The 19,797-nt window shown below is 51.9% G+C and carries 17 protein-coding genes and 1 rRNA gene; 9 read left to right on the top strand and 9 right to left on the bottom strand.

Features of this window, described 5'->3' with window-relative positions; all coding sequences use genetic code 11:
* The first annotated feature begins 1 nt into the window (after position 1).
* Positions 2 to 117: ribosomal RNA gene (gene rrf / locus APU11_RS19500) — 5S ribosomal RNA — on the top strand.
* 80 nt (positions 118 to 197) lie between these two features.
* Here rrf and mobB read toward each other — a convergent pair.
* Together mobB and mobA are read right to left on the bottom strand one after the other, a co-directional pair.
* A complete protein-coding gene (gene mobB / locus APU11_RS19495) occupies positions 198 to 701 on the bottom strand; it encodes a molybdopterin-guanine dinucleotide biosynthesis protein MobB (protein WP_058650930.1) in 504 nt (167 codons plus the stop codon).
* Positions 698 to 1,282 (bottom strand): molybdenum cofactor guanylyltransferase MobA, encoded by a 585-nt coding sequence (gene mobA, locus APU11_RS19490; protein WP_013099388.1) that lies wholly within the window; start codon positions 1,280 to 1,282, stop codon positions 698 to 700. The genes mobB and mobA overlap by 4 nt, the downstream gene beginning before the upstream one ends.
* Positions 1,283 to 1,350: 68 nt before the next feature.
* Between mobA and APU11_RS19485 the strand changes: the two genes are divergently transcribed.
* The 3 genes from APU11_RS19485 (at position 1,351) to dsbA (ending at position 3,333) form a co-directional block, all read left to right on the top strand.
* The gene (locus APU11_RS19485) at positions 1,351 to 1,620 is read left to right on the top strand and encodes a YihD family protein (protein ID WP_045901556.1); all 270 of its coding nucleotides are present in this window, start codon (positions 1,351 to 1,353) and stop codon (positions 1,618 to 1,620) included.
* 75 nt (positions 1,621 to 1,695) lie between these two features.
* On the top strand, positions 1,696 to 2,682 hold the full coding sequence (locus APU11_RS19480; RefSeq protein WP_040020369.1) for a serine/threonine protein kinase: 987 nt from the start codon (positions 1,696 to 1,698) through the stop codon (positions 2,680 to 2,682).
* A gap of 27 nt (positions 2,683 to 2,709) precedes the next feature.
* Positions 2,710 to 3,333, top strand: coding sequence for a thiol:disulfide interchange protein DsbA (gene dsbA / locus APU11_RS19475; protein WP_013099385.1), 624 nt, complete (start codon positions 2,710 to 2,712; stop codon positions 3,331 to 3,333).
* 23 nt (positions 3,334 to 3,356) lie between these two features.
* On the opposite strand, the gene APU11_RS19470 is transcribed toward dsbA, so the two are convergent.
* A complete protein-coding gene (locus APU11_RS19470) occupies positions 3,357 to 4,265 on the bottom strand; it encodes an acyltransferase (protein WP_013099384.1) in 909 nt (302 codons plus the stop codon).
* Positions 4,266 to 4,704: 439 nt separating this feature from the next.
* Between APU11_RS19470 and polA the strand changes: the two genes are divergently transcribed.
* Positions 4,705 to 7,497, top strand: coding sequence for a DNA polymerase I (gene polA, locus APU11_RS19465; protein ID WP_020686869.1), 2,793 nt, complete (start codon positions 4,705 to 4,707; stop codon positions 7,495 to 7,497).
* 312 nt (positions 7,498 to 7,809) lie between these two features.
* Here polA and yihA read toward each other — a convergent pair whose 3' ends face one another.
* Positions 7,810 to 8,439, bottom strand: coding sequence for a ribosome biogenesis GTP-binding protein YihA/YsxC (gene yihA / locus APU11_RS19460; RefSeq protein WP_020686870.1), 630 nt, complete (start codon positions 8,437 to 8,439; stop codon positions 7,810 to 7,812).
* A 579-nt stretch (positions 8,440 to 9,018) separates the two neighbouring features.
* On the opposite strand from yihA, the gene yihI reads away from it, so the two are divergent.
* Together yihI and hemN are read left to right on the top strand one after the other, a co-directional pair.
* Entirely contained in the window at positions 9,019 to 9,534 is a 516-nt protein-coding gene (gene yihI / locus APU11_RS19455; RefSeq protein WP_013099380.1) for a Der GTPase-activating protein YihI, read from the top strand.
* A 188-nt stretch (positions 9,535 to 9,722) separates the two neighbouring features.
* On the top strand, positions 9,723 to 11,096 hold the full coding sequence (gene hemN, locus APU11_RS19450; protein ID WP_013099379.1) for an oxygen-independent coproporphyrinogen III oxidase: 1,374 nt from the start codon (positions 9,723 to 9,725) through the stop codon (positions 11,094 to 11,096).
* Between the two features lie 67 nt (positions 11,097 to 11,163).
* Here hemN and APU11_RS28515 read toward each other — a convergent pair whose 3' ends face one another.
* The 4 genes from APU11_RS28515 to glnA all read right to left on the bottom strand — a co-directional run bounded on the left by APU11_RS28515 (position 11,164) and on the right by glnA (position 15,453).
* On the bottom strand, positions 11,164 to 11,274 hold the full coding sequence (locus APU11_RS28515) for a YshB family small membrane protein (protein ID WP_032618432.1): 111 nt from the start codon (positions 11,272 to 11,274) through the stop codon (positions 11,164 to 11,166).
* Positions 11,275 to 11,384: 110 nt separating this feature from the next.
* On the bottom strand, positions 11,385 to 12,797 hold the full coding sequence (glnG, locus tag APU11_RS19440) for a nitrogen regulation protein NR(I) (RefSeq protein ID WP_013099377.1): 1,413 nt from the start codon (positions 12,795 to 12,797) through the stop codon (positions 11,385 to 11,387).
* 11 nt (positions 12,798 to 12,808) lie between these two features.
* Positions 12,809 to 13,858, bottom strand: a complete 1,050-nt coding sequence (glnL, locus tag APU11_RS19435) for a nitrogen regulation protein NR(II) (protein WP_008501857.1) — start codon at positions 13,856 to 13,858, stop codon at positions 12,809 to 12,811.
* Between the two features lie 185 nt (positions 13,859 to 14,043).
* Positions 14,044 to 15,453 (bottom strand): glutamate--ammonia ligase, encoded by a 1,410-nt coding sequence (glnA, locus tag APU11_RS19430; protein WP_013099376.1) that lies wholly within the window; start codon positions 15,451 to 15,453, stop codon positions 14,044 to 14,046.
* 386 nt (positions 15,454 to 15,839) lie between these two features.
* Between glnA and typA the strand changes: the two genes are divergently transcribed.
* The gene (gene typA / locus APU11_RS19425) at positions 15,840 to 17,663 is read left to right on the top strand and encodes a ribosome-dependent GTPase TypA (protein WP_008501854.1); all 1,824 of its coding nucleotides are present in this window, start codon (positions 15,840 to 15,842) and stop codon (positions 17,661 to 17,663) included.
* A 78-nt stretch (positions 17,664 to 17,741) separates the two neighbouring features.
* Here the strand turns inward: typA and ompL are convergent, their stop codons facing one another.
* Positions 17,742 to 18,428, bottom strand: coding sequence for a porin OmpL (gene ompL, locus APU11_RS19420; RefSeq protein WP_013099374.1), 687 nt, complete (start codon positions 18,426 to 18,428; stop codon positions 17,742 to 17,744).
* A 205-nt stretch (positions 18,429 to 18,633) separates the two neighbouring features.
* On the opposite strand from ompL, the gene APU11_RS19415 reads away from it, so the two are divergent.
* Entirely contained in the window at positions 18,634 to 19,638 is a 1,005-nt protein-coding gene (locus APU11_RS19415) for an IS110-like element IS4321 family transposase (protein WP_000427623.1), read from the top strand.
* Positions 19,639 to 19,797 lie beyond the last annotated feature (159 nt).

The raw sequence follows: 19,797 nt of genomic DNA, 5'->3' as shown, positions 1-19,797 counted from the left end.
GCCTGGCGGCTTTAGCGCGGTGGTCCCACCTGACCCCATGCCGAACTCAGAAGTGAAACGCCGTAGCGCCGATGGTAGTGTGGGGTCTCCCCATGTGAGAGTAGGGAACTGCCAGGCATCAAATAAGAAGAACCCCGTACCGTAAGGTGCGGGGTTTTTTACTTTTGTTTTTCGCCCTCTTCCTGCGGGAGAGGGCATCAGACCGCACACCACCCCACAATAAACTCAGCAATCTTATCCTCATCATTTAAATCCAGCACCGGAACCTCAACATCGAGAGCGACATCGCTGGCCACCGCAATGACATGCTCATCCAGCGTTAACTCGCTAACATCATGCCCGGCATCGTTTCTGAACAGCAGGATCTTTGCAACGGCCTCATGCTTAAACCCCTCAACCAGCACCAGATCAAGCGTGGAGTGATCCATCCGACTGACCAGATACGCGAGATCCAGCGGTGCTTCATCGGGCGTTTCCGTCATTAATGCCCACCGCTCACGACTTGCCACCATGGTTTGCGCGGCACCTGCCTTACGCAGTTCATAGCTGTCTTTACCCGGTTTATCGACGTCCATATTGTGGTGGGTATGCTTAATCAGCCCAGGGCGGATGCCTCTGGCACAAAGTGCGGGTATCAGCTTTTTGAGCAGCGTCGTTTTCCCGGTACCACTCCAGGCGGCGATAGCTAAAACAGGCGTCATTTTTTCTCCTGCATGGTCTGTAAATCTTCCGTCGTATTCACGTTCACAAATGCAGACTTCCAGTCGCTAAAATCAACGGAATGGCCGCCTGACTGACGCATAAACACCATGACTCTTCGCTCTCCCGCCGTCAGGTAATCCTGCAGCGCTGGAACTAATGATCTATGAATCAGCGTAATAGCAGGATGGTCGCGCTCACCGTCATGCACCCAGACAACCGGTGCACCATCACGAAATTGCACGAGACGCTCGACAAGGCAGGAGGGAATAAACGGCGTATCACACGGGCAGAAAACAAACCACTCTGCCTCAGACTGCTGCATGACCGAGAGCATGCCGGCCAACGGTCCTGGGTAATCCCCAAGAGTATCCTGATAAACGGGGTATCCGCTGCGCTGATAAATATCGATATGGCGATTGGCACTGATGGCCATTGCCGCAACCTGATCTGCAAGCGTGTCAGCAACATGCTGCCAAAGTGGCTTACCGTTAAGCTGCTGAAGCCCCTTATCTTTTCCCGCCATGCGCGTTGCCCTGCCACCCGCCAGAACCACTCCGATGATTTCCTGACCCGGATTCACGAATATCGCCTCTTTTATTGTGGGATTGACCCTGCTAACGTGTCACTCTAAATGAAAGGAGCACCACCATGAAATGTAAACGTCTGAATGAAGTCATTGAACTCCTCCAGCCAGCCTGGCAAAAAGAGCCAGAGCTGAATCTGATGCAATTTTTACAGAAACTGGCGAAAGAGTCAGGTTTTGAAGGTGAACTGACAGACCTTTCTGACGACATCCTGATCTATCACCTCAAAATGCGTGACACTGCCAAAGATGCTGTTATTCCTGGTATTCAGAAAGATTATGAGGAAGATTTTAAAACCGCATTGCTGCGCGCCCGAGGCGTAATTAAAGAGTAAAAGCTTGTAAGCGGCGGCACCGAAATCGCTACAAGATGATATCCTGAATCATTCGTATAATTTCCGGATGATCGGATGAACGACCAGGCTTTTACTTTCCAGACATTACACCCGGATACCATTATGGATGCGCTGTTTGAGCAGGGTATTCGGGTGGATTCCGGGCTAACCCCGCTAAATAGCTACGAAAACCGCGTCTATCAATTCCAGGACGAGGATCGTCAGCGCTTCGTTGTTAAGTTCTATCGCCCCAAGCGCTGGTCCGCTGAACAAATTCAGGAAGAGCATCAGTTTGCTCACGATTTACTGAATGATGAAGTTCCTGTTGCCGCACCGATAAAATTCAATAACCAAACGCTCCTTACGCACGAAGGGTTCTATTACGCCGTATTTCCCAGTCTGGGTGGCCGCCAGTTTGAAGCGGATAATATCGACCAAATGGAGTGGGTCGCCCGCTATCTGGGGCGCATCCACCAGACGGGACGCAAAACGTCGTTTATTGCCCGCCCGACTATCGGAATTCAGGAATACCTTATTGAACCCCGCCAGGTCTTCGAAACCTCAGCGTTTATTCCCTCTGCGTTAAAGGACGCGTTTCTCAGCGCGACGGATAAACTTATTGGGGCGGTAAAAGCCTGCTGGCGCGATGATATTTCTGTCCTGCGTTTGCATGGTGATTGTCATGCCGGGAATATTCTCTGGCGCGATGGCCCTCTGTTTGTTGACCTCGATGATGCGAGGATGGGGCCTGCAGTGCAGGATTTGTGGATGTTGCTCAACGGCGACAAAGCCGAGCAACGTATGCAGCTTGAAACGATTATTGAAGCCTATGAAGAGTTTAGCCCTTTTAATTCAGACGAAATTGCCCTGATAGAACCTTTACGTGCGATGCGTTTTGTTTATTATCTCGCATGGTTAATCAGGCGTTGGGATGATCCCGCATTTCCTCGTAATTTCCCGTGGCTTACCGGAGAGGATTACTGGCGCAGCCAGATATCCACATTTACTGAGCAGGTTAAGGTTCTTCAGGAACCCCCACTGCAACTAACGCCGATGTATTAATTGGACACACCCAGGAGAGAGTTAATCATGAAAAAAATTTGGCTGGCGCTGGCAGGTATGATTCTGGCATTTAGCGCTTCTGCTGCACAGTTTACCGACGGCAAACAGTACATCACGCTGGACAAGCCCGTCGCTGGCGAGCCACAGGTTCTCGAGTTCTTCTCGTTCTATTGCCCACACTGCTATGAGTTTGAGCAGGTGCTGCATGTTGCTGACAACGTGAAGAAAAAGCTGCCGGAAGGCACCAAAATGACCAAATACCACGTTGAGTTCCTGGGCCCATTGGGTAAAGACCTGACCCAGGCGTGGGCGGTTGCGATTGCGCTGGGTGTGGAAGATAAGATCACCTCCCCTATGTTTGAAGCGGTGCAGAAAACCCAGACCGTCCAGACCGCAGCAGATATTCGTAAAGTGTTCGTTGACGCAGGCGTGAAAGGTGAAGACTACGACGCCGCGTGGAACAGCTTTGTCGTGAAATCGCTGGTTGCTCAACAGGAAAAAGCCGCAGCCGATCTGCAGCTCCAGGGCGTTCCGGCGATGTATGTTAACGGCAAATATCAGCTGAACATGCAGGGCATGGACACCAGCAGCATGGATATCTTCGTACAGCAGTACGCAGACACCGTGAAATACTTGGTCGAGAAGAAGTAAACCCAATGATATAAAAACGCCGGTCAATGACCGGCGTTTTTGTTTGAAGCTTTGATGTTCTCTATCTGCTCATCTTTCTCTTTCCAGAGCGTATTAAGCCAAAGCTGGAAACGACGTTTGAAGTTCTTATCGTTAACGTAATCCCCATGCAGTTCGGTATCAATTGGCACCAGATCGACACGAACCACGATACGCGTCAGCTTGCCGCTGAGCATATCGAAGAAAGGCGTCTTATCGTTTTCCGGATAGCAGAGCGTCACGTTCAGTAATTTATCGAACTGTGCCCCCAGCACGTTAAGCGCCATGGCAATACCCGCCGCCTTGGGTGGCAGCAGGTTCTGATAAGGGGAGCGAGTCTGAAGACGCTTCTCTTCTGTAAACCGCGAGCCTTCGACAAAATTCACAATCGTTGTCGGATGTGCGCGAAACTTCTCGCAGGAACGACGCGTCGTTTCCACATCCTTACCCCGCCGCTCCGGGTGGCGAATCAAATAGCTGCGCGAATAGCGTTTCATAAACGGCATATCCAGCGCCCAGCAGGCCAGGCCGATAAACGGTACCCAGGCCAGCTGTTGCTTCAGGAAGTATTTGTTCATCGGGATATGCTTACGGAACAGCACACATAACACCACGATGTCGGCCCAGCTGTGATGATTACAGATCAGCAGATACCAGTTCTTTTTGTTGAGTCTTTCCAGACCCTCAACGTCCCACTTCAGGTGAGGATTCAGGCGCAGCAGGATGGCCAACCCTTCGCACCAGCAGTACATCATGAAATTACAAAACGCCGACACGGCTCGCCAAACCGTAGGCAAAGGTAACAGCAGTTTAATTATCCCGGCGATGATGATCGGTACAGAACAGGCGATCGTTACCAGAATAGTTAAAATGATGCTTAACAGTAATGTTATTGCAGCGAGCAATCTCGACATGATGAGCTTTTTCAAATGGTTAGCTGTAAGTTAGCGACCGACTATCCGGTGCAGGGCGCTGATTTTATCAGAAATCAGACAAAATAATGGGGCTTTCATACGGAGAGTTGACAGGCAGCATCTCGCTGCAGAAGATTTCACTACTATTACGCAGCAAACCGGGCATATATCCACATATGCTATATTCTCATTAGCTAGCAATGTAAATCACTGTCCTTATATAACTAATTGATAAATAAATTATAATTATGTGTCTTTACGCTTTTTTTGCCTTTGTTAGTCATATGAAGTGAAAGTATTCACAAACTTATCCACAGTTTGAATTTTGCGAGCGATCCTCACGATCGTAAAATCTTTTCCTGTATCAGGCGCTAATAACTGATGTTTTCATCCTTCTGTGGCATCCTTTAGTCATAAATTGATTAAAGGCACGGACATTATGGTTCAGATCCCAGAAAACCCTCTTATTCTCGTCGACGGCTCTTCTTACCTGTATCGGGCGTATCATGCGTTTCCTCCTCTGACCAATAGCGCAGGAGAACCCACCGGCGCGATGTACGGTGTACTTAACATGCTGCGTAGCCTGATCCTTCAGTATCAGCCAACCCACGCGGCAGTCGTTTTTGATGCGAAAGGCAAAACTTTCCGCGACGAGTTATTTGAGCATTACAAATCTCACCGTCCGCCAATGCCTGACGATCTGCGTGCGCAGATTGAGCCGCTGCACGCGATGGTGAAAGCGATGGGGCTGCCACTGCTGGCGGTTTCTGGTGTGGAAGCGGATGACGTCATTGGCACCCTGGCGCGTGAAGCCGAAAAAATGGGCCGTCCGGTTCTCATCAGTACTGGTGATAAAGATATGGCGCAGCTGGTGACGCCAGGGATCACCCTGATTAACACCATGACCAACACCATCCTCGGCCCTGAAGAGGTGGTCGCAAAATATGGCGTGCCGCCAGAGTTGATTATCGATTTCCTCGCGTTGATGGGCGACTCATCGGATAACATCCCAGGCGTGCCAGGCGTTGGCGAAAAAACGGCACAGGCACTCCTTCAGGGACTGGGCGGGCTGGATACGCTGTATGCAGAGTCTGACAAAATCGCCGGGCTCTCCTTCCGTGGCGCAAAAACCATGGCCGGGAAGCTGGAAGAGAATAAAGAGGTGGCTTATCTCTCCTATAAGCTGGCGACGATTAAAACCGATGTTGAGCTGGAACTGGGATGTGAGCAGCTTGAGGTGCAACAACCGTCTGCGGATGACCTGCTGAGCCTGTTTAAGAAATACGAATTTAAGCGCTGGACCACCGACGTGGAAGCCGGTAAATGGCTGCAGGCAAAAGGCGCCAAACCGGCTGCGAAGCCAAAAGAGACGATTGTCATTGATGCCGACGATCAGGCTGAAGAAGAAGCCGCAGCGCTCTCTTTTGAGCACTACGAAACCATTCTTGAAGAGTCACAGCTGGTTGCCTGGATCGAGAAACTGAAAAAAGCACCGGTGTTTGCTTTCGACACGGAAACCGACAGCCTGGATAACATTACCGCCAATATGGTGGGCCTGTCCTTTGCGACAGAGCCGGGTATCGCTGCCTATGTTCCCGTCGCGCACGATTACCTGGACGCACCGGAGCAACTCTCTCGCGAACGCGTACTGGAACTGCTGAAGCCGATTCTGGAAGACGACAATGCGTTGAAGGTGGGGCAAAACCTCAAATACGATCGCGGTATTCTGCAAAACTACGGTATTGAGCTGCGCGGTATCGCGTTTGATACCATGCTGGAATCCTACATTCTGGACAGCGTAGCAGGTCGTCATGATATGGACTCCCTGTCTGACCGCTGGTTGAAGCACAAAACCATCACGTTTGAAGAGATTGCCGGTAAAGGCAAAAATCAACTCACCTTTAACCAGATAGCGCTGGAAGAGGCGGGACGCTATGCGGCAGAAGATGCCGACGTCACGCTGCAGCTGCACCTGAAGATGTGGCCAAAACTGCAGAAGCACGAAGGGCCGCTGAATGTGTTTCAGAACATTGAGATGCCGCTGGTACCTGTTCTTTCACGCATCGAGCGCAACGGCGTAAAAATCGATCCGACGGTACTGCATAACCACTCGGGCGAACTCGCCCAGCGTCTGACCGAACTGGAGCAAAAGGCGCATGAGCTTGCCGGTGAGCCGTTTAACCTCTCATCGCCAAAACAGCTGCAAACCATTCTGTTTGAAAAGCAGGGGATCAAACCGCTGAAGAAAACCCCTGGCGGCGCACCGTCCACCTCTGAAGAGGTGCTGGAGGAGCTGGCGCTGGATTATCCGCTGCCCAAAGTCATTCTGGAGTACCGTGGTCTGGCAAAGCTGAAATCGACTTACACCGATAAGCTGCCGCTGATGATCAACCCGAAAACGGGTCGTGTGCATACTTCATACCATCAGGCTGTGGCGGCCACCGGACGTCTCTCCTCGACCGATCCGAACCTGCAGAACATTCCGGTACGAAATGAAGAAGGGCGTCGCATTCGTCAGGCGTTTATTGCACCTGATGACTATCTGATTGTTTCTGCTGACTACTCGCAAATCGAGCTGCGCATTATGGCGCACCTCTCGCGTGATAAGGGCCTGTTGACGGCCTTTGCCGAAGGGAAGGACATCCACCGGGCAACCGCTGCGGAAGTCTTTGGTCTGCCGCTGGACAGCGTGACAAACGAGCAACGCCGCAGCGCGAAAGCAATCAACTTCGGCCTGATTTACGGCATGAGCGCCTTCGGTCTTTCACGCCAGCTCAATATTCCGCGTAAAGAGTCGCAGAAGTATATGGATCTCTACTTCGAGCGATATCCGGGTGTACTGGAATATATGGAACGCACCCGCGCGCAGGCGAAGGAAAAAGGCTACGTTGAAACCCTGGACGGTCGTCGTCTCTACTTACCCGACATTAAATCCAGCAACGCGGCGCGCCGTGCCGGGGCAGAACGTGCTGCAATCAACGCCCCGATGCAGGGAACCGCAGCTGACATCATCAAGCGCGCGATGATCGCCGTGGATGCCTGGCTGGAAAAAGAGAAACCGCGCGTGAAAATGATCATGCAGGTACACGATGAACTGGTGTTCGAAGTGCACAAAGACGATCTCGATAGCGTGTCGAAGACGATCCACGAACTGATGGAAAACAGCATGAAACTCGATGTGCCGTTGCTGGTGGAAGTGGGAAGTGGTGAAAACTGGGATCAGGCTCACTAATGGTTCGGCGAATAACGCGCTTTTTATGTAAGTTAGCAACATAACGACGTGCGTTTTGTGACGATCATTAGAATTCCCTATGTAAAGAATGAAAAAAAACTACAAAAAGTGCTTTTTCTGCAGCAAAAAAAGGGGTAGAGTTAGCGGCGTAGGGTACAGAGGTAAGATGTTCTATCTTTCAGACCTTTTACTTCACGTAATCGGATTTGGCTGAATATTTTAGCCGCCCCAGTCAGTAATGACTGGGGCGTTTTTTATTGCGGCAAAGAAAATTTCGGACAAAAAAAAGCGCGGCCATGGCCGCGCACGGTATTACTCTTCTTCCGCTTCTGTTGCGGGCTCCAGCTCACTGAACCAGCTGTCGAGTTTCTGACGCAGCTTATCCACACCCTGCTTTTTCAGCGAGGAGAACGCTTCAACCTGCACATCTCCGTTGAATGCCAGTACCGCTTCACGAACCATATTCACCTGCGCTTTACGCGCGCCGCTCGCCAGCTTATCCGCTTTTGTCAGCAGCACCAGAACGGCAATATCGCTTGCCACAGCCCAGTCGATCATCTGCTGATCAAGGTCTTTCAGCGGGTGGCGAATATCCATCAGCACCACCAGGCCTTTCAGGCACATGCGCTTTTCCAGGTATTCACCCAGCGCGCGCTGCCACTTGATCTTCATCTCTTCTGGTACCTGCGCGTAACCGTACCCCGGTAAATCGACCAGGCGTTTGCCTTCGGCCACTTCAAACAGGTTAATCAGCTGGGTACGGCCAGGTGTTTTTGAGGTACGCGCCAGGTTCTTCTGATTGGTCAGCGTATTCAGTGCGCTGGATTTCCCCGCATTCGAGCGGCCAGCAAAGGCCACTTCGATGCCGGTATCAGAGGGCAGGTGGCGAATATCGGGCGCACTGGTGACAAAATGCGTCTGTTGGTAGTTCCAGGTAGTCACGTGGTCGTCTCCAAAAATCGTAATCTGCGGGGGATTATACCTGAATGCAGGCAAAAGGCTTTTTTGATTGCACCTGGTCTGTAGGCTTAAGCCCTGGCCGATGTGAGACATCGGCTATAGATGTTATGAGAAATTTCAGAGAAATCGCAGGTGTAAAAAAATACAAACTGTTTTAAATCATAAGATTAATATTGAGTGATTATCTGAAAATCCGTTTTTGTACCCTTTCGTTGCTTGTTAGTTTAAATGAACAAGGTAAAGTGTGCGTCAAGGCGGGGATGCCAACAGGATAATGACTTAGGGATAAGGGTCAGGAGCGCCAGGAGGCGAAGACGCAGGATTGTCAGGATGACCAGCGCCTGGAGGCGTTTTAACAGGAAAAGGAACCGTATCACGGACGGTATCAGCCAACGGATAAACAGGGTTTGTTGTAGGCAAACACGGAATGTCTGACCCGTTAAGGGTTATGAGTCAGGAAAAAAGGCGACAGATTGCTCTGTCGCCTTTTTTCTTTGCTTGCTTTCTGCTAGATTTCGCCGCAATTCTATACTGAAGAAAACGACTTAAAGATAAAACATCATGAAAAAACCGACCTCCGCAGCGGGCGCGAAACGCCCTGCCAAAGCACGCCGCAAAACGCGCGAAGAACTGAACCAGGAAGCGCGCGATCGCAAACGCGAAAAAAAACATCGCGGTCATGCTGCGGGTAGCCGTGCAAACGGTGGCGGTGCATCTGGCGCTTCTGCTAAAAATAAGCCGCAGAAAGATCCACGTATCGGCAGTAAAACTCCCATTCCACTGGGCGTGACAGACACCCCGGTCACTAAGCAGCACAAACCAAAGAGCGAGAAACCTATGCTTTCACCGCAGGCTGAGCTGGATTTGCTGGAGAACGATGAGCGCCTGGACGCGCTGCTGGAACGTCTTGAAGAGGGTGAAACCCTGACCGCTGAAGAGCAGTCATGGGTGGATGCCAAACTGGATCGCATCGACGAACTGATGCAGAAGCTGGGCCTGTCATACGACGATGACGAAGATGAAGAAGAAGACGAAAAGCAGGAAGATATGATGCGTCTTCTGAAGGGTGGAAACTAACATTTGCACCCGGCAGGAACGATAGTCCTGCTTATAACCCTTCCGGTTATATGTTATCTGGTGTGGTTATTCGTTAAACTACGGCGGTTGTCGCGGCGACAGAAGTGGCTGCGCACCCGAATGATGGTCCGCAACGGGGCCAAAACGGGCCGCCGTATACGAACGCGACACCAACGGAAGGAGTGAGCATGTCTGTACCATCTATCGACTGGGATTTGGCCCTGATCCAGAAATATAACTATTCCGGGCCGCGTTATACCTCATACCCCACCGCGCTGGAGTTCTCCGATGCCTTCGGTGAGGGTGATTTTCAGCAGGCCGTCGCGCGCTATCCAGAGCGCCCGCTGTCGCTCTACGTCCATATTCCGTTCTGCCATAAGCTCTGCTACTTCTGCGGCTGCAATAAAATTGTCACCCGTCAGCAGCATAAAGCCGATCAGTATCTGGATGCGCTGGAGCAGGAAATTTTGCATCGCGCGCCGTTGTTTACTGGCCGTCATGTCAGCCAGCTTCACTGGGGCGGCGGTACGCCAACCTATCTGAATAAAGCGCAGATCAGCCGTTTGATGGCGCTTCTTCGCAGCAATTTCCATTTTAATGACGACGCCGAAATCTCGATCGAGGTCGATCCGCGTGAAATTGAGCTGGATGTGCTGGATCATTTACGTGCCGAAGGCTTCAATCGCCTGAGTATGGGCGTTCAGGACTTCAATAAAGAGGTCCAGCGTCTGGTGAACCGTGAACAGGACGAAGAATTTATCTTTGCCTTACTCAACCATGCGCGTGAAATTGGTTTCACCTCAACCAATATCGATCTGATTTACGGCCTGCCAAAGCAGACGCCGGAGAGCTTTGCTTTTACGCTGAAACGCGTGGCTGAACTTAACCCGGACCGCCTGAGCGTGTTCAACTATGCGCATCTGCCGACGCTCTTTGCCGCGCAGCGCAAAATCAAAGATGCCGATCTGCCTTCTGCTCAACAGAAACTGGATATTCTCCAGGAAACCATTACCTCGCTGACCGAGACCGGCTATCAGTTTATCGGTATGGATCACTTTGCCCGTCCGGATGACGAGCTGGCTGTTGCTCAGCGCGAAGGGGTACTGCACCGTAATTTCCAGGGCTATACCACCCAGGGCGATACCGATTTGCTGGGGATGGGCGTTTCCGCCATCAGCATGATTGGCGATTGCTACGCGCAAAACCAGAAAGAGTTGAAGCTCTACTATCAGCAGGTGGATGAAAAGGGCAACGCGCTGTGGCGCGGCATCGCGTTAACACGTGACGACTGCATTCGTCGTGATGTGATTAAGGCGCTTATTTGCAACTTCCGTCTCGATTTCAGCGACGTTGAGTCGCAGTGGGATCTGCACTTCAGCGATTATTTTGCAGAAGACCTGAAGCTGCTGGCACCGCTTGCGAAGGACGGGCTGGTGGATGTGTCGGAGAATGCGATTGAGGTCACGCCGAAAGGACGTTTATTGATTCGTAATATCTGCATGTGCTTTGACGCTTACCTTCGGCAGAAAGCGCGTATGCAGCAGTTCTCGCGGGTGATTTAAGCCGCAAAAGCATGAAACGTAGGCCGGGTAAGGCGAAGCCGCCACCCGGCTTTTACATTTTTACCCGCTAGCTAAACAGACCAACCAGCGCCGCACACAACACTGCAGCAACTGCGGTTTGCGGCGTGTGGCTTTCTGCGGCTCCGCTAGAGAGCATATGTACTAATGTTTCCAGCATGATGTTCACCCCCAATTTCCGGGCACGATCATACAAAACTCATCGACACAGTAAAGCGCAAAATAACGGCAATTTGCGCTCAATTAGTAATCTTTACACAGCGGTGCAGATTACTCCATTCCCAGCTCTTTAAGCTTACGCGTCAGGGTATTACGTCCCCACCCCAGCAGGCGGGCTGCTTCCTGTTTATGGCCCTGCGTATGACGAAGCGCGGTGGTTAACAGCGTGCGTTCCATCTCCGGCTGCGCCTCAGAGAGCAAATTTTGATGACCGGAACGCAGCGCGCGATCGGCCCACTGCGCCAGCAGCGTCGCCCAGCTGTCCGGCAGCGCATGGCCCGTACTGCTTTCAGGGGCAGTTGCTTCAAACAGCTCGGCCGGCAGATCCTGAATCAAGACCTCCTGTCCGGCGGCCATGACGGTGAGCCAGCGACAGGTATTTTCCAGCTGACGCACGTTACCCGGCCAGGCCAGGCGGGTGAGGGCGGCATCGGTTTCCGGGTGAAGCTGTTTGGCTTCTACGCCCAGTTCACGCGCGGCGACCTGCAGGAAGTGACGCGCCAGGCGAGGGATATCTTCGCGACGTTCACGTAGCGGCGGTAGATGGACGCGGATGACGTTCAGGCGATGGAATAAATCCTCACGGAATTTTCCCTCCTGCACGCGTTGCTCCAGGTTCTGGTGCGTCGCGGCAATAATGCGTACATCCACTTTCACCGGCGCATAACCGCCTACGCGATAAAACTGTCCGTCAGCCAGCACGCGCAGAAGACGGGTCTGAACATCCAGCGGCATATCGCCAATTTCATCCAGGAATAACGTCCCCCCGTCAGCCTGTTCGAAGCGGCCCTGACGAATGGTATTCGCCCCGGTAAAGGCGCCTTTTTCATGGCCGAACAGTTCGGATTCAATCAAATCTTTCGGGATAGCCGCCATATTCAGGGCGATAAACGGCGCTTTTGCCCGCGGGCTATGGCGATGTAAGGCGTGCGCGACCAGCTCTTTACCGGTGCCCGATTCGCCATTGATCAGTACGCTGATGGATGAACGCGACAGACGGCCAATAATGCGAAACACATCCTGCATAGCCGGTGCTTCGCCAATGATGTCCGTGGTAGGGCCGAAATCGGGCGCATTACGGGGCTGTTGCTGCTCTTGGTAATGGCTTATGGCGCGCTCAACCAGCGCGACCGCTTCGTCGATATCAAATGGCTTGGGCAGGTAGTCGAATGCCCCTTGCTGATAGGCGCTAACGGCGGCATCCAGATCGGAGTGTGCCGTCATTATGATGACCGGAAGCATAGGGTGGCGTTGTTTGATCTGCTTTAAAAGCGCCAGCCCGTCCATACCCGGCATACGAATATCCGACAGCAGAACATCCGGCGTTTTGGTGGTGAGTGCGTCGAGCACTTCGCTGCCGCTCTCAAACGTCGTGCAGCTTAATCCCGCCCCTGTGAGCGCGCGTTCAAGCACCCAACGGATGGAGCTATCGTCATCGACTACCCAGACTATCCCTCGTTGCATAAACGTCACCTTTATTTTTTAATCGGCAGGAAAACCGAAAACTCGGTATGTCCCGGCCAACTGGTAAATTCAATTTTTCCAGAGTGTTGATCGATCAAACTGCGGGCAATGGATAATCCCAGCCCGGTACCGCCTTCGCGACCGCTGACCATCGGGTAGAACAGGGTGTCCTGCAGATGAGATGGGATCCCCGGCCCGTTGTCCTCAACGTCGATGCGTGCCGCCAGCCGATAGCGCACGCCATGCAAGGTGAGCTGGAATGCGGTACGGGTACGCAAAATGATTTCGCCGCCTTCCGGTCCCAGAGCCTGCAGCGCATTACGCACAATATTCAGCAGGACCTGCTCAATCTGGTCCGGATCGTGCGCCAGTTCCGGCAGGCTGGGGTCATAATCACGCACCAGCGTAACGTTCTCCGGCAGCTCCATTGAGACGAGCTTCACCACCCGTTCAGCCACTTTATGAATGCTTTCGGTGACGTGCATACCCGGCTGTTGCGGCCCGAGCAGGCGGTCAACCAGGTTACGCAGACGGTCGGCCTGTTCAATGATGACGTTGGTATACTCCGCCAGCGCAGGGTCCGGCAGCGCTTTGGTTAACAGCTGCGCCGCCCCGCGTAATCCGCCCAGTGGGTTTTTGATTTCATGCGCCAGGCCCCGCACCAGATCGCGGGCAGCAATTTGCTGCGCATGCTGAAGTTGCTCCTGGCTCAGTCGGCGCTGATTGTCCATCGGCGCCATTTCGAGCAGGATCAGCCCTTCAGGAAGGCGTTGCGCGGTAAGCGACAAAATATGCGAGCGCCCGTCGATCACCAGCGTCACTTCGTTATCGGTGAACCCCTGACCGGCCTGCAGACTTTCCTGCATCAGGCCAATGTTCAGCGAAAAATAGCTCAATAATTCTGGCAGCGGAGTGCCAAACAGTTTGCGTGCGCTTTGGGCGAGCAGTTGCTGCGCCGCCGGGTTGGCGTAATGAACAGCCAGCTCGTCGTCGACCAGCAAAATGCTGTTAATTAACGAATTGAGGATCTGCCCAGCATCGGGCAGCGTGCCAGTTGCCATTCAGCAGTCTCCTGGAGTTGGTTGCACTAATTTAGTGCAGTATAGCTTTTTCGTCGTAAAAAGCGCGTGAGATCAGGTTGTTGGTGGAGAAAAAAGCCCATCCGGAGATGGGCTGAAAGTTTCCACGGCAACAAAAAAAAGCTTTCGGGGCCGCGCCTGAAGGGTGGCGCGAAACCCGTTGTAACTTAAACGCTGTAGTACAGTTCGAATTCAACCGGATGCGGAGTCATGCGCACGCGGTCGTTCTCTTCAGTACGCAGGGCGATGTAGGCATCGATAGCGTCGTCAGTGAACACGCCACCCGCAGTCAGGAACTCGCGGTCAGCGTCCAGTGCCTGCAGGGCTTCTTCCAGAGAGCCTGCAACCTGTGGGATCTCTTTCGCTTCTTCTGGCGGCAGGTCATACAGGTTTTTGTCCATCGCTTCGCCTGGGTGGATCTTGTTCTTGATACCGTCCAGACCAGCCATCAGCAGTGCTGCGAAGCACAGGTATGGGTTAGCTGCTGGATCCGGGAAGCGCACTTCGATACGACGCGCTTTAGGAGAAGCCACCACCGGGATACGGATGGAAGCAGAACGGTTACGCGCTGAGTAAGCCAGCATAACAGGTGCTTCGTAGCCTGGGACCAGACGCTTGTAAGAGTTGGTGGTTGGGTTCGCCAGGGCGTTGATCGCTTTAGCGTGTTTGATTACGCCGCCAATGTAGTACAGCGCCTGCTCAGACAGACCTGCATATTTGTCACCAGAGAACAGGTTGGTACCGTTCTTGGACAGGGACATGTGGCAGTGCATACCGGAACCGTTGTCGCCAAACATTGGTTTTGGCATGAAGGTCGCGGTTTTACCGAAACGGTGTGCAACGTTGTGCACAACGTATTTGTAGATCTGAATTTCGTCCGCTTTTTTGGTCATGGTGTTGAAGCGGGTTGCCACTTCGTTCTGACCAGCAGTCGCCACTTCGTGGTGGTGAGCTTCAACTACCAGGCCCATCTCTTCCATCACCAGACACATGGTGGAACGGATGTCCTGTGAAGAATCGACCGGAGGAACCGGGAAGTAACCGCCTTTCACGCCAGGACGGTGACCTTTGTTACCACCTTCGTATTTGGTGGAGGAGTTCCATGCACCTTCGATGTCGTCGATAGCCACGTGGGAGCCAGAGATAGAGGCACCGAAACGAATGTCATCGAACAGGAAGAATTCTGGCTCTGGCCCGAACAGAACGGTGTCTGCGATGCCGGTAGAACGCAGGTACTCTTCTGCACGTTTAGCGATGGAGCGTGGGTCACGGTCGTAGCCCTGCAGCGTGCCTGGCTCGAGGATATCGCAACGGATGATCAGGGTTGGCTCTTCGAAGAACGGATCAATGACCGCCGTGGTCGCGTCTGGCATCAGAACCATGTCAGATTCGTTAATGCCTTTCCAGCCACCAATGGAGGAGCCGTCAAACATTTTGCCTTCTTCAAAGAATTCGGCGTTTACCTGATGAGCAGGAATAGTGACGTGCTGTTCTTTACCTTTAGTATCGGTGAAGCGCAGATCAACAAACTTCACTTCATGTTCGTTCAGCATCGTCAAAACGTGTTCAGCGGACATACTTAACTCTCCAGATTGGTCATTGTCGTCGTGGTAACGAGGTCTTCAACTTCTATCAAGGTGGCTATGAGGCCATCTTTTTGCCGTATTTTTATAAAGCGAAATCTGTGCCAACTTTTAAAACACCCCAAAAAGGCGTTATCATGCGCACCATAGTGCAAAAGTGCTGCACCACAATGGTTATGTTGCACCAGTATAGTGCTTCAGTGTGAACACTGAGCACCATATTGGTGCAATTTTCGTTAAAGTGCCCTTTTTACGCTCCGTGAAAGCGATCACAAAGCATCTCTGCAATACTTGTTTGCGGGGGATGTTTGTGATCCTGTTTTGTAGTGCGATTAATCCGTGTACAATAACGCGCTATTTCTAATGCCTGAGGCAAAGTTGTGATCGAAAATTTGCGTAACATCGCCATCATCGCGCACGTTGACCATGGTAAAACTACCCTGGTTGATAAGCTGCTGCAGCAATCCGGTACGTTTGATGCACGTGCCGAAACTCAAGAGCGTGTGATGGACTCCAACGATTTGGAGAAAGAGCGTGGGATTACCATCCTCGCGAAAAACACCGCTATCAAATGGAATGACTACCGCATCAACATCGTTGATACCCCAGGGCACGCCGACTTCGGTGGTGAAGTTGAGCGCGTGATGTCCATGGTGGATTCCGTGCTGCTGGTGGTTGACGCCTTTGACGGCCCAATGCCGCAAACGCGTTTCGTGACCAAAAAAGCATTTGCCCATGGCCTGAAGCCTATTGTTGTTATCAACAAGGTTGACCGTCCTGGCGCACGTCCTGACTGGGTTGTTGATCAGGTGTTCGACCTGTTCGTTAACCTTGACGCGACCGACGAGCAGCTGGACTTCCCTATCATCTACGCTTCGGCGCTGAATGGTATTGCGGGTCTGGATCACGAAGATATGGCGGAAGACATGACCCCGCTGTATCAGGCGATTGTCGATCACGTACCGGCTCCGGATGTTGATCTTGATGGTCCTCTGCAGATGCAGATCTCCCAGCTGGACTACAACAACTACGTTGGCGTTATCGGTATCGGCCGCATCAAACGCGGTAAAGTGAAGCCGAACCAGCAGGTTACTATCATCGATAGCGAAGGCAAAACCCGTAACGGTAAAGTGGGCAAAGTGCTGACTCACCTGGGTCTGGAGCGTATCGACAGCGATCTGGCTGAAGCGGGCGATATCATCGCGATCACCGGTCTGGGCGAGCTGAACATCTCTGACACCATCTGCGACCCGCAGAACGTGGAAGCGCTGCCAGCCCTGTCTGTTGATGAACCAACTGTAACCATGTTCTTCAACGTCAACACCTCTCCGTTCTGTGGTAAAGAAGGTAAATTCGTTACCTCTCGTCAGATCCTTGACCGCCTGAACAAAGAGCTGGTGCACAACGTTGCGCTGCGCGTTGAAGAAACGGAAGACGCTGATGCCTTCCGCGTATCCGGTCGTGGTGAACTGCACCTGTCTGTTCTGATCGAAAACATGCGTCGTGAAGGTTTCGAGATGGCGGTTTCCCGTCCGAAAGTTATCTTCCGCGAAATCGACGGCCGTAAACAAGAGCCGTTCGAAAACGTAACGCTGGACGTTGAAGAGCAGCACCAGGGTTCTGTGATGCAGGCTCTGGGTGAGCGTAAAGGCGACCTGAAAAACATGAATCCAGATGGCAAAGGCCGCGTACGTCTCGACTACGTGATCCCAAGCCGTGGCCTGATCGGCTTCCGTTCTGAGTTCATGACCATGACTTCCGGTACTGGTCTGCTGTACTCCACCTTCAGCCACTACGACGACGTACGTCCGGGTGAAGTGGGCCAGCGTAACAACGGCGTGCTGATCTCTAACGGTCAGGGTAAAGCGGTTGCGTTTGCGCTGTTCGGTCTGCAGGATCGCGGTAAGCTGTTCCTGGGTCACGGTGCTGAAGTGTATGAAGGCCAGATCATCGGTATTCACAGTCGTTCTAACGACCTGACTGTAAACTGCCTGACCGGTAAGAAACTGACCAACATGCGTGCGTCCGGTACTGACGAAGCAACGGTTCTGGTTCCACCGATCAAGATGACGCTGGAGCAGGCTCTGGAATTCATCGATGACGACGAACTGGTAGAAGTGACTCCACTGTCTATCCGTATCCGTAAACGTCACCTGACCGAGAACGATCGTAAACGTGCAATGCGCGGTGCGAAAGAAGAGTAATACGGTCATTCCGTTAGCCGGGTAAGCGCATGCGCCGCCCGGCAGTAAAAAGCCGCTGATTGCTCAGCGGCTTTTTTATTAGAACGAATACCGCAATCCCAGGCGAATCCGGTACTGCTCCCGGTTGTAATCATTCCATCTGTCCAGCCACTGCAGTTCAAGATATGGCAGCCAGTTTTTGTCGATCTTGTAGCTGAATTTATTGGTAATTTCCCAGTGATGATCTTTGCCATTTTTGCTGTGGTAATCATTCACCCGCTGGAAAAAGTGCGGTTCAAAGGTATAAAAAAACGCATCCGTCACTTTGAAATTCCAGTAGTTAGCAAACTCATGCGTATCGTTCTTATCCATCTGCCCGTTATAGTCCGGCGTATCGTAATTGTTATGGTTATAGCGATAGCGGAACGTCAGGTTGAACCCGTCCGTAAATTTATAATTGGTATCTAAATAGACCGCACCACCCGATCCTGCGCTGCTGTCGTTAATCAATCCGCCGGGCTGGAAGGTGAGCTTGTCGGTGGGTTTAAAGAGCGGATACCACCCCTCTATTTCGTTATAGCTGTGCTTAAGCTCATCCCATTTCCCCACGTTATAGGCATTGGTGAACATCAGCCCCGCGCCCATATCGAAGTTATAGCCTGCACGCAGGATCACCTCGTGCAGCTCAGAGGCCGTATTGTATGCTTCGCGGGTTTCGACATAAGCCCCGGCAAATACCGGGCAGGACACAGACGACACGATCAGTACAGTAATGATTCTTTTCATAATTTGTCCATGTATCAGGTACAGAAAGGCCTCCCTCCTGATGAACAGGAAGGACATAGTGGCCGGTTTTATTGTTATAAAGTGACTGCTGACGCTTTATTGTTGGTGGTTATCTCAGGGGTATTCGCGGTTTGTATTTAATGAGATGGTCACTCCCTCCTTCCCGGTATTATGCTGAGGACAGGCTTTCATTCGGAGAACTATCATGGAAAACATTGCGCTCATTGGTATCGATCTGGGTAAAAACTCTTTCCATATTCATTGCCAGGATCGTCGCGGGAAGGCTGTTTACCGTAAAAAATTTACCCGGCCAAAGTTGATCGAATTTTTGGCGACATGCCCCGCTACAACCATCGCAATGGAAGCCTGTGGCGGTTCTCACTTTATGGCACGCAAGTTGGAAGAGTTGGGGCATTCCCCAAAGCTGATATCACCACAATTTGTCCGCCCGTTCGTTAAAAGCAATAAAAACGACTTTGTCGACGCCGAAGCTATTTGTGAAGCTGCATCGCGTCCGTCTATGCGTTTTGTGCAGCCCAGAACGGAATCTCAGCAGGCAATGCGGGCTCTGCATCGTGTCCGTGAATCCCTGGTTCAGGATAAGGTAAAAACAACCAATCAAATGCATGCTTTTCTGCTGGAATTTGGCATTAGCGTTCCCCGAGGAGCTGCCGTTATTAGCCGACTGAGTACCATTCTTGAGGATAATAGTTTGCCTCTTTACCTCAGCCAGTTATTGCTGAAATTACAACAGCATTATCACTATCTTGTTGAGCAGATTAAAGATTTGGAATCCCAGTTGAAACGAAAGTTGGACGAAGATGAGGTTGGACAGCGCTTGCTGAGCATTCCCTGCGTCGGAACACTGACAGCGAGTACTATTTCAACTGAGATTGGCGACGGGAAGCAGTACGCCAGCAGCCGTGACTTTGCGGCGGCAACAGGGCTTGTACCTCGGCAGTACAGCACGGGAGGTAGGACGACATTGCTGGGAATTAGTAAGCGAGGTAATAAAAAGATCCGAACTTTGTTGGTTCAATGTGCCAGGGTATTCATACAAAAACTGGAACACCAGTCTGGCAAATTGGCCGATTGGGTCAGGGATTTACTGTGCCGGAAAAGCAACTTTGTCGTCACTTGTGCTCTGGCAAACAAGCTGGCCAGAATAGCCTGGGCCCTAACGGCACGACAGCAAACTTATGTAGCATAACGGCAGAAATACACCGGTTTAAAGAATTACTGATCTGGTTTTGCGAATACTGATATTGATGATACTAACGGCCCACCGGCCTGTTGAGGAACCTGTAAAACGGAAAGGCTCATTGAAGCCGTATATTTTCTGGAGGTTCATCAGGCGCGGAACTCATCA

Source organism: Enterobacter sp. 50793107 (assembly GCF_001463365.1).
Lineage (GTDB): Bacteria > Pseudomonadota > Gammaproteobacteria > Enterobacterales > Enterobacteriaceae > Enterobacter > Enterobacter cloacae.
Note: the sequence above shows the minus strand (reverse complement) of the source record. Positions and strands in the feature narration are given on the sequence as shown.

What these genes read in the sequence shown, in the direction of transcription:
- glnA (WP_013099376.1), bottom strand. Translation starts at nt 15,453, where the DNA reads ATGTCCGCTGAACACGTTTTGACGATGCTGAACGAACATGAAGTGAAG.
- glnL (WP_008501857.1), bottom strand. Translation starts at nt 13,858, where the DNA reads ATGGCAACTGGCACGCTGCCCGATGCTGGGCAGATCCTCAATTCGTTA.
- mobB (WP_058650930.1), bottom strand. Translation starts at nt 701, where the DNA reads ATGACGCCTGTTTTAGCTATCGCCGCCTGGAGTGGTACCGGGAAAACG.
- APU11_RS19485 (WP_045901556.1), top strand. Translation starts at nt 1,351, where the DNA reads ATGAAATGTAAACGTCTGAATGAAGTCATTGAACTCCTCCAGCCAGCC.
- yihI (WP_013099380.1), top strand. Translation starts at nt 9,019, where the DNA reads ATGAAAAAACCGACCTCCGCAGCGGGCGCGAAACGCCCTGCCAAAGCA.
- ompL (WP_013099374.1), bottom strand. Translation starts at nt 18,428, where the DNA reads ATGAAAAGAATCATTACTGTACTGATCGTGTCGTCTGTGTCCTGCCCG.
- polA (WP_020686869.1), top strand. Translation starts at nt 4,705, where the DNA reads ATGGTTCAGATCCCAGAAAACCCTCTTATTCTCGTCGACGGCTCTTCT.
- dsbA (WP_013099385.1), top strand. Translation starts at nt 2,710, where the DNA reads ATGAAAAAAATTTGGCTGGCGCTGGCAGGTATGATTCTGGCATTTAGC.
- APU11_RS19480 (WP_040020369.1), top strand. Translation starts at nt 1,696, where the DNA reads ATGAACGACCAGGCTTTTACTTTCCAGACATTACACCCGGATACCATT.
- APU11_RS19415 (WP_000427623.1), top strand. Translation starts at nt 18,634, where the DNA reads ATGGAAAACATTGCGCTCATTGGTATCGATCTGGGTAAAAACTCTTTC.
- APU11_RS19470 (WP_013099384.1), bottom strand. Translation starts at nt 4,265, where the DNA reads ATGTCGAGATTGCTCGCTGCAATAACATTACTGTTAAGCATCATTTTA.
- APU11_RS28515 (WP_032618432.1), bottom strand. Translation starts at nt 11,274, where the DNA reads ATGCTGGAAACATTAGTACATATGCTCTCTAGCGGAGCCGCAGAAAGC.
- hemN (WP_013099379.1), top strand. Translation starts at nt 9,723, where the DNA reads ATGTCTGTACCATCTATCGACTGGGATTTGGCCCTGATCCAGAAATAT.
- glnG (WP_013099377.1), bottom strand. Translation starts at nt 12,797, where the DNA reads ATGCAACGAGGGATAGTCTGGGTAGTCGATGACGATAGCTCCATCCGT.